The sequence below is a fragment of the Stenotrophomonas sp. X genome (assembly GCF_055721025.1).
Genome location: NZ_CM146756.1, coordinates 894,613 through 909,217, shown reverse-complemented (window position 1 = coordinate 909,217; position 14,605 = coordinate 894,613). Strand labels below are relative to the sequence as shown.

The window sequence follows — 14,605 nt, the reverse complement described above, 5'->3', positions numbered from 1 at the left end:
CGCCTGGAACGGCGGCCGGCAACTGCCGGCCACGGGCGATGATCAGCCCGGTGCAGCGGCCCCCAGCCGCTGCTGGTCGCTGACCTGCAGAACCCGCCACTGGCCCTTGCCGAGATCGCCGAGCAGCAGCCCACCGATCGCGACCCGGACCAGGCGCAGCACCTGCAGGTCGAAGGCCGCCAACAGGCGGCGGATATGGCGGTTGCGGCCCTCGTCGAGGACCACCTCCAGCCATGCGGTCTTGTCGCCACTGCGCAGTACGCGCACGGCACGGGCGGCGAGGAACTCGCCCGCGTCTTCGACACCGGCGCGCAGCGCGGCCAGGGTGTCCTCATCGGGCAGACGATCCACCTGCACGTGATAGGTCTTCTGCGGGCCGGTCTCCGGATCGGTCAGGTGCGCCGCCCACTGCGGATCATTGCTGAACAACAGCAAGCCTTCGCTGGCCTTGTCCAGGCGCCCGACCGGCGCGATCCACGGCAGGCCGGCACCATCGAAGCAGCGGTACACGGTGTCGCGACCACGCTCGTCCTGCGCCGTGGTGACCACCCCGCGCGGCTTGTTGAGCATCAGGTACAGGCGCTGCGGCGCCCCCATCGGCTGGCCGTCGACCTCGATCGGCGGCACCGGCTGGCCAATCGGAAATTCCGGGTCGCGCACGATGCGGCCGGACACCCGTACGCGGCCTTCGGCAATCCAGCGCGCGGCCTCGCTGCGCGAGCACACACCCGCCTTGGACAGCACGCGCGCCAGGCCATGGCGCACGCCACTGGATACATTCGGAGTCGCACGCCCACGCGGTGCGCGGGAGCGGGCGGCGGGGGCGGCAGGCGGGCGGCGCGTGCGCAAGCCTCTGCTCCCCGCGGCGCTTACTTCTTGTCGACCGGCTTGGTCTCAGCCGGTGCTTCGGCCGGGGCCGGAGTGGCGGCCGGAGCCGGACGCGCCTTGACCACGCGAACGCCGCGCGCCTTCATCCAGGCGTCGAACTCTTCGGCGGTCATGCGCTTGCCGTTCTGGCTCATGTCGAAGCGCCAGGGCGTGTTGTCGAATTCGGTCTGCGGCTTGTAGGCCGCCGGATCGTTCGGCTTCACCGCCGGTGCGCTCGGAATGGCCTTGGCGATGTTCTGGCAGCCGTCGATGCGCAGGCGCTGCAGCACCTGGTCCAGCGACTGCGACGGGTCGTAGTTGCTGCTCAGCACACCGGCCGGCATGCCCAGCTGGTTGCCACGGATGTACAGCTCGTCGGCCACTGGCGCGATGGTCGTGGCCGGCAACGGCAGCGGCGAGGCGCTGGTGTTGACCGAGCAATCGACCGCAGCGTGGGCGGCGGGAACCAGGGCCAGCGCCAGGACGGCGGCCGATGCAGAACGCAGCATGAGGGGCATCCACGGAAGGAAGTGACGCGGCGAGTTTAGCAATGCCGCGTCAGCTTTCAAGCGCCACTTTCAATGAATACGACAACTTGTTGGTTTTACGGACAAAAGACCGACGAACGGTTGTGTTGCCGCGTCACAGGCGAGCTTCCTGGCCGCAGAAACAACAAGACCCGGCCGAAGCCGGGTCCTGCTGTGTCCTACGGGCAGAGCGTCAGAACTTAGTTCTGGACGTTCAGCTCGGTACGACGGTTCTTGGCGCGACCTTCCGGGTTGTCCGAACCATCCGGGTTGGTGTTCGGAGCAATCGGACGGCTCTCGCCGTAGCCGATCGGGCCGACCAGGCGACCGGCGTCAACGCCGTTCTTGGTCAGGTAGTTGTACACGGCGGTAGCACGACGCTCCGACAGCTTCTGGTTGTAAGCGTCGGTACCCTTCGAGTCGGTGTGACCGGCAACTTCAACGCGCAGATCCGGGTAACGCTTCAGGATCTCGGTGGCTTCGCTCAGGATCGCCACGGCGTCCGGACGCAGGTTCGACTTGTCGAAGTCGAAGTTGACGCCCTTCAGGTCGATGGAGACCGGAACCGGGCAACCGTCCGGACCGATGGTCTGACCCGGCTGCGAGTTCGGGCACTTGTCGTCGCAGTTGTTGACGCCGTCACCGTCGTCGTCCAGGTCGGCGCAGCTCGGGGCAACCGGAGCCGGAGCCGGAGCAGCCGCGACCGGAGCCGGGCCCAGCGGGATCACGACGCCGACCGAAGCCAGCACGTCGCCGAACCAGCTCTCGTCACGTGCGGCGATGCTCTGGTCGTCGAAGTCAGCGCGGTAGGCCACTTCGGCGCGGACAGCAACACGCTTCTCGAAGGTGGTCTGCAGGCCGACGCCCAGCTTGGCGGCAACATTGCCGTCCTTACGCTGGCGCGGGCCGTTGTTGTCGAGCGCAGCGTACTCTTCTTCCGACTTCTGGTAGCCCAGGCCACCGACGATGTACGGGTTCCAGCCGCGGCCTTCCTTGATGAAGTGGCGACGCAGGTCCAGCGAGACGCCGTACTGCGACCAGTTCAGGTCCTGGTTGCTGTCGAAGTTCGGGTTCTGGTAGTTCAGCTCACCGTCCAGCGACCAGTTCGGGCTGATGAACTTACCCAGGCCCAGGGTCACGAACGGAGCGTCATTGGTCAGACGGTCGCTGTCCTGGAAGTTGAAGCCGGCCGAACCGGTCAGGTACCAGCGGTCATCGAACTCCTGCGCCGAAGCTGCCTGGGCGAAAGCCAGGCCGCCCAGCAGCGCGGCAGTAAGGATCTTCTTGTTCATTGAGTACAGCTCCTATTTCGGGGGTATGAAACCGGTAGAGGCATGGGCCAGCACTAGTGCGTCGATGTTCGACAGCCGATTCAGCACGCCACCGCCGCGAACATTATGCTCAGGCGGGTGAAGGCCATGTTAACAGTCCCGTAACATGTGAAGTGTTGCGCCCGACCGTCCACCGGTCCGACGTTGAAACCCTATACAGGATGATGAAAATCCGCAAGACCCACACGCTGCAAGGGTTTGACGGGGTTTAGGCGCGAGAAGCGACATATTGCGCAACGTGCTGCATCACACGGTTCAGCGCGTCTGAGGAAACGTGAGGAACCTTATGATGGGATCACGAACCCAGCGGGAGCCGTGATGAAAGCCGTCGCCCTGAGTCGTGAATACGCGCCCGCCCTGCGTGATGTCCTGCTGCCGCCGCCGCTGCCTCCTCGCGGCCGCGATCTGCTGGTGCGAATCGAAGCGGTTTCGGTCAACCCCGTCGATGGCAAGCAGCGGGCCGCCACCGATCCGGCCACCCTTGAGGTTCCCCGGGTGCTCGGCTGGGACGCAGCCGGCGTGGTCGAAGCCATCGGTGACGAGGCCAGCCTGTTCGCCTCCGGTGACGAGGTCTACTTCGCCGGTGACGTTACCCGGCCGGGCTGCAACGCCCAGTACCAGTGGGTTGATGAGCGCCTGGTCGCGCGCAAGCCGACCACGCTCGATTTCGCTGAAGCGGCCGCGCTGCCGTTGACCACTCTCACAGCCTGGGAAATGCTGTTCCAGCGCATGCCGCTGCAGCTCGATGGCCGCCGCCACGTGGGCCAGCACCTGCTGGTGATCGGCGGCGCCGGCGGCGTCGGCTCGATGGCGATCCAGCTGGCACGCCATGCCGGTTTCGAGGTGATCGCCACCGCCTCGCGCGAGGCCTCGATCGACTGGTGCCGGCAGATGGGGGCCACGCATGTGATCGACCATCGGCAGCCACTGCAGCCCCAGTTGCGGGCGCTGGGCATCGATGCGGTGCAGGTCGCGCTCAATCTGGCCGACACCGACCACTACTGGGATGAACTGGGCCAGCTGCTGGCACCGCAGGGCCACGTCGGCCTGATCGTCGAGCCGCGGGATGCGCTGCGCATCGGCGATCCCTACAAGGCCAAATGCATCGGCATCCACTGGGAATTCATGTTCGCGCGTTCGCGCTTCGCCACCGCCGACTGTATCGAACAGCACCGCATCCTCAGCCGTGCGGCCAGCATGATCGATGCCGGCCAGCTGCGTGGCACGCTCAAGGAGACGCTGGGCACGATCAATGCGGCCAACCTGGACATCGCGCATCAGCGCCTGGCCAGCGGGCGCACGGTAGGCAAGCTGGCGCTGGTCGGCTGGGACGACTGACGCGGTGATGTAGAGCCGAGCCCACGCTCGGCTGCTGTGCCTGCCGCCACCCGCAGAGCACGGGCTCGGCCCTGAACAACCGCCCGCATGCAGGATCGACGCTACCTGTAGCAACGAATTGGCCGGCATCTGTATCTATGGATGATGCAGAAACAGCGATACGGTGGAAACAGATCCTCGCCCCCCCGGACCGCCATGCCCACCGCCCTGCCCTTGCGCCTGCTGCAATTGATCACCGGCCTGTTCCTGTACGGCTTCGGCGCCTCGCTGATGATCCGTGCCGCCATCGGCGTGGCACCCTGGGATGTGCTGTCGCAGGGCATCGCTGCGCAGACGCCGCTGTCATTCGGCCTGGCAACCAATGCCATCGGTGCATTGGTGCTGCTGCTGTGGTGGCCGCTGCGGCAGAAGCCGGGCGTCGGCACCGTGCTCAACGTGATGCTGATCGGCCCCTCCGCACAGTTCGGGCTGTGGCTGCTGCCGCCGGCCGTCGGCCTTGGCTGGCAGCTGGCGATGTTCTGTGGCGGCATGCTGCTGGTGGCGCTGGCCACCGGCCTGTACATCGGTGCCCGCCTTGGCCCGGGGCCACGCGATGGTCTGATGACCGGTCTGCATGCCCGTACCGGCTGGCCGATCTGGAAGGTGCGCAGCCTGATCGAAGGCAGCGTACTGCTGCTGGGCTGGTGCCTGGGCGGCAATGTCGGCCTCGGCACCCTCGCCTTCGCCCTGCTGATCGGGCCGCTGTGCGGAATGACGCTGGGCTGGTTCGGGATCGGTCGGCCCGCGCCGGTAGTGCCGGCCGCTGGCCGGCAACCGCAATCGCCCTGAGTTGACCGGAATGCCGGCCAGCGGCCGGCACTGCCAAACCGTCAGACAGCGGCCAGCCCTCCCAAAGAAGCGGCCCTTGCCCCGGCCGCCGTTTCGCGGCACGCTTCGCGCTTCCGTACGCAAGCGTATCGACCATGTCGCCAGCCAACGAAAGCGCCTATCCCCACCTGTTCGCCCCGCTGGACCTGGGCTTCACCCAGCTGCGCAACCGCGTATTGATGGGTTCGATGCACACCGGCCTGGAAGATCGCGCCCGCGACTTCCCGCGGCTGGCGGCCTACTTCGCCGAGCGCGCCGAGGGCGGCGTCGGCCTGATCGTCACCGGCGGCTTCGCGCCCAATGTGGTCGGTTGGCTGAAGCCATTCGGTGGCAAGCTGTCCTGGCCCTGGGAAGTGCGGCCGCACCGCCAGCTCACCGCCGCCGCGCACCAGCACGGCGCGAAGATCTGCCTGCAGCTGCTGCATGCCGGCCGCTATGCCTACCACCCGTTGTCGGTGGCACCGTCGAAGCTGAAGGCACCGATCAACCCGTTCACCCCGCGCGCATTGTCGGCCAGCGGCGTAGAGCGCCATATCGCCGACTACGCTCGCAGTGCCAAGCTGGCCCGCGAGGCCGGCTACGACGGCGTGGAAGTGATGGGCTCGGAGGGCTACCTCATCAACGAGTTCATCGCCCCGCGCACCAACAAGCGCGCCGATGCCTGGGGCGGCGACGCGCGCCAGCGCATGCGCTTCGCGGTCGAGATCGTGCGCCGCATCCGCGAGGCCTGCGGCCCGGACTTCATCATCATCTACCGCCTGTCACTGGTGGATCTGGTCGACGACGGCAGCGACTGGGACGAGATCGTTCAGCAGGCGCAGGCGATCGAGGCGGCTGGCGCAACGATCATCAATTCCGGCATCGGCTGGCACGAAGCGCGCATTCCGACCATCGCCACCTCGGTGCCGCGCGCGGCCTTTGCCGGCGTCACCGCCAAGCTCAAGCCGCATGTGAAGGTACCGCTGGTGGCGACCAACCGCATCAACATGCCCGACGTTGCCGAACGCATCCTGGCCGGTGGCGGCGCCGACATGGTGTCGCTGGCACGCCCGCTGCTGGCCGACCCGCAGTGGCCGAACAAGGCCCGTGCCGGCCGCGCGGAGGCGATCAACACCTGCATCGCCTGCAACCAGGCCTGCCTGGACCACGTGTTCGAGAACAAGCTGGCCAGCTGCCTGGTCAATCCGCGCGCCGCCCACGAGACCGAGCTGGTCTATCGTCCCACGGCTACGCCGAAGAAGGTTGCGGTGGTCGGTGCCGGCCCCGCCGGCCTGGCCTGCGCCACTGTCGCTGCCCAGCGTGGCCACCAGGTCACCCTGTTCGATGCCAATGATGAGATCGGCGGCCAGTTCAACGTGGCCAAGCGCATCCCCGGCAAGGAAGAGTTCCACGAGACCCTGCGCTACTTCCGCCACGCGCTGCAGGAGACCGGCGTACAGCTGCGCCTGGGTACCCGCGTCGAGGCTTCCCAACTGGCTGGCTTCGACGAGGTGGTGCTGGCCACCGGCATCACCCCGCGCAAGGTCGATTTCCCCGGTGCCGATCACGACAAGGTGGTGAGCTACCTGGACGTGCTGCTGGGACGGGTCGAAGTGGGCGCCAATGCGGCGATCATGGGCGCCGGCGGCATCGGCTTCGATGTCGGCGAATTCCTCAGCCACGCCGGTGAATCCCCCTCGCTGGATCCGCAGCGCTGGATGGCCGAATGGGGCGTGGATGCCAGCTTCGAGGCACGCGGCTCGCTGGGCCGGCCCCAGGTCAAGCCGTCACCGCGGCGCTTGTGGCTGCTGCAGCGCAGCCCGGGCAAGCCAGGCGCGCGGCTGGGCAAGACCACCGGCTGGATCCATCGCGCCACACTGAAGGCCAAGGGCGTGCGCATGCTCGGTGGCGTCGAGTACCTGGGGGTGGACGACGAGGGCCTGCGCATCCGCGTGGACGGCAGCGAACAGCTGCTGCCGGTCGACCATGTGGTGATCTGCGCCGGGCAGGAACCGAACCGCACGCTGCAGGCCGAACTGCAGGCGGCCGGCATCAACGCGCAGCTGATCGGTGGTGCCGACGTGGCCGCCGAACTCGATGCGAAACGCGCCATCGACCAGGGCAGCCGGGTCGCCGCCGCGCTCTGATGAGCGCCTGAATGGGGGACGGAATGTGATTTCCGTCACCCCGGTTGAACCTGAATGTCAAGCCGAGCGGTTCATGATGCGTTCGGCTATGCCCCCCTACCTTGCGCCATCTTTCCGCTCACCAGCCAGTTTCCGGTGAGCCGGCGCAGTCCCCACGATCGGTACTGATCGTTTCTTTTGGGGCTGCCCACGGGGCGGCCCCGATGGCCGCCTCCCCATGACGCCAAGTCGTCCCCCGCCTCCTGCCGCCCCGCGGCCGGAACCGGAGGGTGCGGCCCATACGGAGCAAGGAGTTAGTTGTATGAAACTGGCCTGGATTCTCTGGCTGTCGCAGTTGCTGCCTCAGCCGGCCGCTGATTCACTGTGTTTGAGCACCACCGTCTACCTGGAAGCCCGCGACCAGACCCTGCGCGGCCAGCAGGCCGTTGCCGAGGTTGCCCTGCGCCGTCTCGACAGTGGCCTGTGGGGCGACTCGATGTGCCAAGTGGTCACCGCGCGCAAGCAGTTCGCACCGACCATCGTCTCCCCCGGCACCCAGCTGGGCAATGACGCGGCGTGGAGCGAAGCGATGAACGTGGCCTTCGACGCCGAGCGCAACTGGGCGCTGCCGGCCGGCGAACGCCGCGAGATCGTGCCCGGTGCCAGCCACTTCGCCGCGCTGTCCATCGCCAGCCCGAACTGGCGCAACGCCTACCAGGTGGCGACCATCGGCGATCACACCTTCTACAAGGTGCAGAACCTCAAGCCGCGGCAGTCGTAACGATCCGTGCTGGCGGCAGCGTTGCCGGCCGCCGCCGGGCTCTGGGATAGTGGGCGTTTCCCGCCCGCATCACCTGGAGTTCCCATGAAGCTGTACAGCAAGCCCGGTGCCTGTTCCACCGCCGACCACATCGCCCTGCAGTGGACCGGCCAGCCGTTCGAGGTTGAACTGCTGAACAAGGACACCCTGAAGGGTCCGGAATTCCTCAAGATCAACCCGGCCGGTGCCGTTCCCGCACTGGTCGACGGCGACTTCGTGCTGCTGCAGAACGCCGCGATCATGGGCTACATCGCCGACCGCTTCCCGCAGGCCGGCCTCGGCGGTGATGGCAGTCCGCGCCAGCGCGCCGAAGCCACCCGCTGGCTGGCCTTCGTCAATTCCGACGTGCACCCGGCCTTCTCGCCGCTGTTCGCGCCGAGCAAGTTCATCGCCGACGAGAGCCAGTTCGATGCGATCCGCGCCGCCGCGCACAAGCGCCTGCGTGGCCTGTTCGAGACCGCCGACAAGCAGCTGGCCGACAAGCCCTGGCTGGCCGGCTTCCGCAGCTTCGCCGACCCGTACTTCTACATCACCCTGCGCTGGGCCGCCGGTACCAAGGTTGATCTGTCCGGCCTGGACAACCTGGCCGCCTACAAGGCACGCATGGACGCCGATGCCGGCGTGCAGGCCGCGCTGAAGGCCGAAGGCCTGGCCTGAGGATGACCCGGGGGTCAGGGCCGTTTGCGTGTCGAACGGATCTGACCCCGCTGGTTGCCAAACGCGGGGTCGGATCCGCCTGTACCGCAGGCGGCTCTGACCCCATCCGTTGCATCCTCACACTCAGCCGATCTGGCGGATCACTTCGCCCTTGGCATCGCGCAGATAGGTCGGCACCACGTCGATGCGCAGCGCCTCCGTCAACGGGTAGATGCCACGTTCGGCACGCACGCCGGCCAGGGCCCGCAGCCCCGCCTCGCTTAGCGCCCAGCGCGCGCTGTCCGCCGACAGTTCGCCCACGTCGCCATGCCCGGCTGGAATGAACGCCCATTGCCGCTCGCGACTGACCAGTTCCAGCGACTTTCCGTGGCGCAGGCGCAGCGGCAGCAGTTCGCACACGCTGGCGACCTGGCCCGCGCCGAGCACCAGCGTGGTGACGCCCGCCTCCTGCCGCCAGTCCAACGTCTCGACGAACAGCATGCCGGTGCTGGAGCCCTCGCGCTCGCTGCCGGCCCTCACCCGTTCGGCCAATGCCGGATCTTCCAGCAGGTTGCCGCGATGCAGGTCGCTGATCCACAGCGGCATCGCCGGCTGCAGTGCCTGCAGCACGCCACGCGTCGACCAGCGCTTGACCGCCTCCATCTCCTCATCGGTCAGCCCGACCAGCTGCAGGAACTGCAGGTGGCCATTGGCGGTGTCGCGTGCCGGCAACTGCGGGTCGGCAATGAAGGCCAAGTGGCACAACCGCGTGTCGGTCTCCAGTGCGATCGGGCCGTTCGCATTCAGATGGTGGCCATCCTCGAACACGTTGCCGCTGCCGAACACATAGCGCGCCAGGTTCTGCAGCAGGTTCATCGGCCACACCGGCGGCGTGCTGTCGGCGTTCTCAGCGGCTTCGGCAGCAAGACGGAACGTCAGCTCGAAACCATAGCCGCTGGCGGCAGCATCACTGCTCTCCTTGGCATACAGCTCGGAGAAACCGTAGGTGATGTAGTGCCAATGCGGAACCGGCGCATCCGCCCAGTACACGCTGATGCCATCCAGCGGATCCTGGCCGCCGAGCGTGTAGGGAAGCGCGGTGCCGTAGTGTCGCGGCTCCTGCCCGGCATACAGCGGCGCCAGCGCCGCATTGATCGCGTCCCAGCCGGGGGTGTCGGTGTCATCGTGGTCGTCCTGCACGCGGGACTCCTTGTGGGAAAGTGAACCGATCACTTTACGCGGTGGCTCAGGCCTGCACGACCTCTTTGCCAGCGTTTACTACGGCGGACTGGGTTTCCTGCCACCAGCGCTGGGCCAGCGCCGGGCTGCGCGCCTTGCCCACCGCCGCCAGCAGTTCCGGGCAAAGGCGTTCCAGCGCCAGCGCATCGGTGCAGCGTTCGATCTTCAACTGCATGAAGTAGCCCTTCAGCCCCAGATGGCGCCGCACCGCCTCGCTCATCGCGTCGTACAACTGCTGGTACAGCGCCGGGTCCTGTTCGCGGCCGGTGCTGATGCCACGCGCCGGAGCGGCCTCTACGCTCCCGCCGATCACCTCGATCAGTCCCTGTGCGGCCAGCTGCTCCAGTGCATCCGGAGGTGCGCGCAGGCCATCGAACAGGCCACGCAGTTCGGTGTCATCGCGATGGCCATCGACCATCAGCAGGATTGAACGCAGTGCCGCCGGCAGGCGCCGGCCACGGTCTTCGATTTCCTGACGGCCAGCCGCCGTCTTGGCGTGCAGCAATGCCATTGCCTCCCCCTCCCTCGATGCGCAATGCCGGCGCACCCTGGCGGGCACGCTCCCCTGCAACCGAGCTTAGCGCACCGGTTGCAGGGAGGAAGCTGCGGTGCAGCAACGGCCTCCCCTGTAGAGCCGAGCCCATGCTCGGCTGCTTTGGCAAGGCATGCGGAGCCGAGTATCGGCTCAGTTCTACAGAAGCAGGTCAGCGGCCCAGCGCGCGGCGGATTTCCTCCAGCGCGCTGGGATCATCCAGCGTCGACAGGTCGCCCGGGTCACGCTGCTCGGCCAACGCCTGCAACGAGCGCCGCAGCAGCTTGCCCGAACGGGTCTTGGGCAGCGCGTTGACCACGTGCACATGCGCCGGGCGCGCGACCGCACCAAGCGAAGTCGTCACCGTCGCCATCATCTCGGCCACCACCGGCGCCGGATCCTCGCCCTCAAGCCCCTGCTTGAGGGTGACGAACACCAGCGGCACCTGCCCCTTCAGCTCGTCCTTGACCCCGATCACGGCAGCCTCGGCCACGCGCGGGTGGCTGGAGATGGCCTCCTCGATCTCGCGCGTACCCAGACGATGCCCGGCCACGTTGATCACATCGTCGGTACGGCCGAGGATGAAGGTATAGCCATCGTCATCGCGGATCGCCCAGTCCAGCGAGCTGTACAGCAGTTCCTTGAAGTGGCTGAAGTAGCTCTGCAGGAAACGGCTGTCGTCGTTCCACACCGTGCTCATGCAACCCGGCGGCAAGGGCGGCGACACCACCAGCACGCCCTTCTGCCCCGGCGCCACTTCCTCGCCGGTGTTCTCGTCGATCACCTTCATCCGATAGCCGAGATTGGGGAAGCCCGGTGAACCGAAGCGCACCGGCTTCATCTCCAGGCCCGGCAGCAGGGTCAGTGCCGGCCAGCCGGTTTCGGTCTGCCAGTAGTTGTCGATGATCGGCTTGCCCAGCGCTTCGCTGATCCAGTGCGCGGTGGGTTCGTCCAGCGGCTCGCCGGCCAGGAACAGGTACTTCAGGGCGCGCAGGTCGTGGCGATGGATGAAGTCCGCGTCGTGCTTCTTCAGCACGCGGATGGCGGTGGGTGAGGAGAACATGGTGCGCACGTTGTACTGTTCGCACAGCGCCCACCAGATACCCGGGTCCGGATTCGTCGGCAGCCCCTCGTACAGCAACGAGGTGCAGCCACCGATCAGCGGGCCGTACACGTTGTACGAGTGGCCCACCGCCCAGCCGACGTCGGAAGTGGAGAACATCACCTGGCCCGGCTTGCAGTCGAACACGGTCTCCATCGACTGCGCCATCGCCACCGCGTAACCACCGACATCGCGCTGCACGCCCTTCGGCTTGCCGGTGGTGCCGGAGGTGTACAGCAGGTAGCTCGGCTCGCTCGCTTCAAGCCACTGCACCGGCACATCGACTTCACCAACCTGTGCACGCAGCGCGGCGTAGTCCACGTCGCGACCCGGCACGCGGGGTTCGGCGGCATCCAGCCCACGCGAGACGATCAGCACGTGTGGTGGCGGCGAAGCTGCTTCGGCGCAGGCCGCGTCAACCATCGGCTTATATGGAATCAGCTTGCCGCCGCGCATGCCGGCATCCGCTGCGATCAGCAACTTCGGCTTCGCATCGTCGATGCGCAGCGCCAGGTTGTGCGCGGCGAAGCCACCGAACACCACCGAGTGCACCGCACCGATGCGCGCGCAGGCCAGCATCGCGAACACGGCTTCGGCCATGTTCGGCATGTAGATCACCACGCGGTCACCGTGGCCGACGCCGAGATGCTTGAGCACGGCGGCGAAGTCGCTCACTTCGCGATACAGCTGGCGATAGGTGATCTCGCGGGTGCTGTTGGTTTCGGTGGAAATCGCAACCAGCGCGAGCTGGTCGGCGCGCGTTGCCAGGTGGCGGTCGACGGCGTTGTAGCAGAGATTGGTTTCACCACCGACGAACCAGCGCCGGAACGGCGGGTTGCTGTAATCGAGCACCTGCTGCGGCGGTTTGTGCCAATGGATGCGCTTGGCTTCCTCGCCCCAGAACGCCTCCGGCTCGTCGATCGAGCGACGGTAGGTTTCCTCGTAGTTCATGACGCAGCCCTCCCAGACAAAGTCATGGGTTCGAGGATAGTCCGGCGCTGGCGCGCGGGCCGCCCTACCTTGGTAGGGGGTGGGGTTTGTTGTGCAGGGCTTGCAGCCCTGCACCTCGGTACGCGCCATCGCATGCGCGCTGCCGCTCCCACGCTTCGCTGCGCGAACCGCGGGCCCCACTTACCAACACCCAAACCCCCGCCGCTTCGCGGCCGCCCCCTGACCCAGGGGGCTCTGCCCCAGACACGATCCGACGCCCGCCATGCCGGATCTGACCCCGGATGTATTTCGATATCTGACAGATTCCATCCACGCATAGCATGGATCCATCAGATCGCGGGAATCTGTCAGAGGCGGGACGGTGTCGGAGTACGGGGTGTCAGCCGCATGGATGCGGCTGCCAAGCCTACACGGACGTACTTGCGGCGTCCCCGCACTCCGACACCGTCCCGCCAACCCACGGATAGCCCGCTTTTGACGTTGACGTTGACGTTGATTCTGCGGGTGCAGGGCTGCAAGCCCTGCCGGCCCCCTAGAACGGAGTCGCGGACTCGAACGCGAGTGTTTCGCCCGTCACCGGATGGGTGAACCGCAGGCTGCGCGCATGCAGGTGCACGCGTTGCGCCGGTGCCGCGCCATACAGGACATCACCGACGATGGGATGGCCGAGGCTGGCCGTGTGCAGGCGCAGCTGATGGCTGCGGCCGGTGATCGGTTCCAGCTCCACGCGGGTACGCTGCGCTTCCACATCACGCGCCATTACGCGCCAGCGCGTCAGCGCCGGCTTGCCGCGTTCGTGATCGACCGTCTGCTTCGGCCGGTTCGGCCAGTCCACAATCAGCGGCAGATCCACGTCGCCGGCATCGCCTTCAAGCAGTCCCTCCACGATCGCTTCATAGCGCTTGCCAACCCGGCGCTGCTCGAACTGCATCGACAACGCCGCCTGCATGTCCTTGCCACGCGCATGCAGCAGCAGCCCGGAAGTCACCTGGTCCAGGCGGTGCACGGTCAACGCATCCGGGTACAGCGCCTGCAGGCGCGCGACGACGCAGTCCTGGTTCTCGGCGCTGCGGCCGGGCACGGACAGCAGGCCGGCGGGCTTTTCAGCCACCAGCAGCGCGTCGTCGATGTAGTGCAGGTGGATCATGCGATTCCAGGAATTCCAAATGAAAACGGGGAAGCCGAAGCCTCCCCGTCTTCTGCGGTGAGCGTACCGACCAACGGTCGGTACCCACCATCGCGGTGGAGGTACCGGCCGTGGCCGGTACCGCCTGCATCAGCCCAGCAGGTGGGCGACGCCGGCGCGCTCTTCTTCCAGCTCGGCCAGGGTCTTGTCGATGTACTTCTGGCTGAAGTCGTCGATCGGGAGATCCTTGACCAGGGTGTACTTGCCGTTCTCGGTGGTCACCGCGAAACCGAAGATCACGCCTTCCGGAATGCCGTAGGAACCGTCGGACGGCACGCCCATGGTGACCCACTTGCCGTTGCTGCCCAGCACCCAGTCACGCACGTGGTCGATGGCGGCATTGGCCGCCGAAGCGGCCGAGGACGAGCCACGGGCTTCGATGATCGCCGCGCCGCGCTTGCCGACGGTCGGGATGAACGTGTTGGCGTTCCACTCCTGGTCGTTGATCGCATCGGCGATCGAGGCGCCGTCGGCGGTGGCGAAACGGTAGTCCGGGTACATGGTCGGGCTGTGGTTGCCCCACACCACCAGCTTCTCCATGCCACCGACCGGCTTGCCCAGCTTGGCCGACAGCTGGCTCAGCGCGCGGTTGTGGTCCAGGCGCAGCATGGCGGTGAAGTTCTCCGGCTTCAGGTCCGGAGCCGACTTCATCGCGATGTAGGCATTGGTGTTGGCCGGGTTGCCGACCACCAGCACCTTCACGTCACGGCTGGCGACCTTGTTCAGCGCGGCGCCCTGGGCGGTGAAGATCTTGGCGTTCTCCAGCAGCAGGTCCTTGCGCTCCATGCCCGGGCCACGCGGACGTGCGCCGACCAGCAGGGCGATGTCGGCGTCCTTGAACGCGACTTCGGCGTCATCGGTGCCAACCATGCCGGCCAGCAGCGGGAACGCGCAGTCTTCCAGCTCCATCATCACGCCCTTCAGGGCGGCCTGGGCCTTGTCGACCGGCAGTTCCAGCAGCTGCAGGATGACCGGCTGGTCCTTGCCCAGCATTTCGCCGGAGGCGATGCGGAACAGCAGGGCATAACCGATCTGGCCGGCGGCGCCGGTCACGGCAACACGAACGGGTGCTTTCATGGGGGTTTCCTCTTGCTTGCAAGCGTT

The 14,605-nt window shown here is 66.9% G+C and carries 13 protein-coding genes; 5 read left to right on the top strand and 8 right to left on the bottom strand.

Going from position 1 to position 14,605, the window contains the following annotated elements; all coding sequences use genetic code 11:
* Window positions 1–42: 42 nt before the first annotated feature.
* From ACZ75I_RS04105 to ACZ75I_RS04095, 3 genes are all read right to left on the bottom strand, one after another.
* Complete coding sequence (locus ACZ75I_RS04105; protein ID WP_195763115.1) at window positions 43–849, bottom strand: pseudouridine synthase; 807 nt, start codon at window positions 847–849, stop codon at window positions 43–45.
* 20 nt (window positions 850–869) lie between these two features.
* Window positions 870–1,376: a hypothetical protein gene (locus ACZ75I_RS04100; RefSeq protein ID WP_005408235.1), complete on the bottom strand. Its 507-nt coding sequence runs from the start codon at window positions 1,374–1,376 to the stop codon at window positions 870–872.
* A 218-nt stretch (window positions 1,377–1,594) separates the two neighbouring features.
* Complete coding sequence (locus ACZ75I_RS04095; protein WP_049416163.1) at window positions 1,595–2,686, bottom strand: OmpA family protein; 1,092 nt, start codon at window positions 2,684–2,686, stop codon at window positions 1,595–1,597.
* A gap of 357 nt (window positions 2,687–3,043) precedes the next feature.
* Between ACZ75I_RS04095 and ACZ75I_RS04090 the strand changes: the two genes are divergently transcribed.
* From ACZ75I_RS04090 to ACZ75I_RS04070, 5 genes are all read left to right on the top strand, one after another.
* Complete coding sequence (locus tag ACZ75I_RS04090; RefSeq protein ID WP_180868740.1) at window positions 3,044–4,063, top strand: zinc-binding alcohol dehydrogenase family protein; 1,020 nt, start codon at window positions 3,044–3,046, stop codon at window positions 4,061–4,063.
* 195 nt (window positions 4,064–4,258) lie between these two features.
* Window positions 4,259–4,891 carry a membrane protein YczE gene (gene yczE / locus ACZ75I_RS04085; RefSeq protein WP_061480599.1) on the top strand — a complete coding sequence of 211 codons (633 nt, stop codon included), beginning with the start codon at window positions 4,259–4,261 and terminating at the stop codon, window positions 4,889–4,891.
* 134 nt (window positions 4,892–5,025) lie between these two features.
* On the top strand, window positions 5,026–7,056 hold the full coding sequence (locus ACZ75I_RS04080; RefSeq protein ID WP_472958733.1) for an FAD-dependent oxidoreductase: 2,031 nt from the start codon (window positions 5,026–5,028) through the stop codon (window positions 7,054–7,056).
* Window positions 7,057–7,357: 301 nt separating this feature from the next.
* Window positions 7,358–7,816 (top strand): cell wall hydrolase, encoded by a 459-nt coding sequence (locus ACZ75I_RS04075; RefSeq protein ID WP_004154513.1) that lies wholly within the window; start codon window positions 7,358–7,360, stop codon window positions 7,814–7,816.
* A gap of 84 nt (window positions 7,817–7,900) precedes the next feature.
* The gene (locus tag ACZ75I_RS04070; RefSeq protein WP_180868736.1) at window positions 7,901–8,512 is read left to right on the top strand and encodes a glutathione S-transferase N-terminal domain-containing protein; all 612 of its coding nucleotides are present in this window, start codon (window positions 7,901–7,903) and stop codon (window positions 8,510–8,512) included.
* 123 nt (window positions 8,513–8,635) lie between these two features.
* Here ACZ75I_RS04070 and ACZ75I_RS04065 read toward each other — a convergent pair whose 3' ends face one another.
* The 5 genes from ACZ75I_RS04065 to ACZ75I_RS04045 form a co-directional block, all read right to left on the bottom strand.
* Window positions 8,636–9,691, bottom strand: coding sequence for a suppressor of fused domain protein (locus tag ACZ75I_RS04065; protein WP_061480596.1), 1,056 nt, complete (start codon window positions 9,689–9,691; stop codon window positions 8,636–8,638).
* A 46-nt stretch (window positions 9,692–9,737) separates the two neighbouring features.
* Window positions 9,738–10,241 carry a hypothetical protein gene (locus ACZ75I_RS04060; RefSeq protein WP_005415431.1) on the bottom strand — a complete coding sequence of 168 codons (504 nt, stop codon included), beginning with the start codon at window positions 10,239–10,241 and terminating at the stop codon, window positions 9,738–9,740.
* A 193-nt stretch (window positions 10,242–10,434) separates the two neighbouring features.
* Window positions 10,435–12,315, bottom strand: a complete 1,881-nt coding sequence (gene prpE / locus ACZ75I_RS04055; protein WP_180868734.1) for a propionate--CoA ligase — start codon at window positions 12,313–12,315, stop codon at window positions 10,435–10,437.
* A gap of 532 nt (window positions 12,316–12,847) precedes the next feature.
* Complete coding sequence (locus ACZ75I_RS04050; protein ID WP_346476635.1) at window positions 12,848–13,462, bottom strand: RluA family pseudouridine synthase; 615 nt, start codon at window positions 13,460–13,462, stop codon at window positions 12,848–12,850.
* A 129-nt stretch (window positions 13,463–13,591) separates the two neighbouring features.
* Entirely contained in the window at window positions 13,592–14,578 is a 987-nt protein-coding gene (locus ACZ75I_RS04045) for a malate dehydrogenase (RefSeq protein ID WP_005415428.1), read from the bottom strand.
* Window positions 14,579–14,605: the final 27 nt, after the last annotated feature.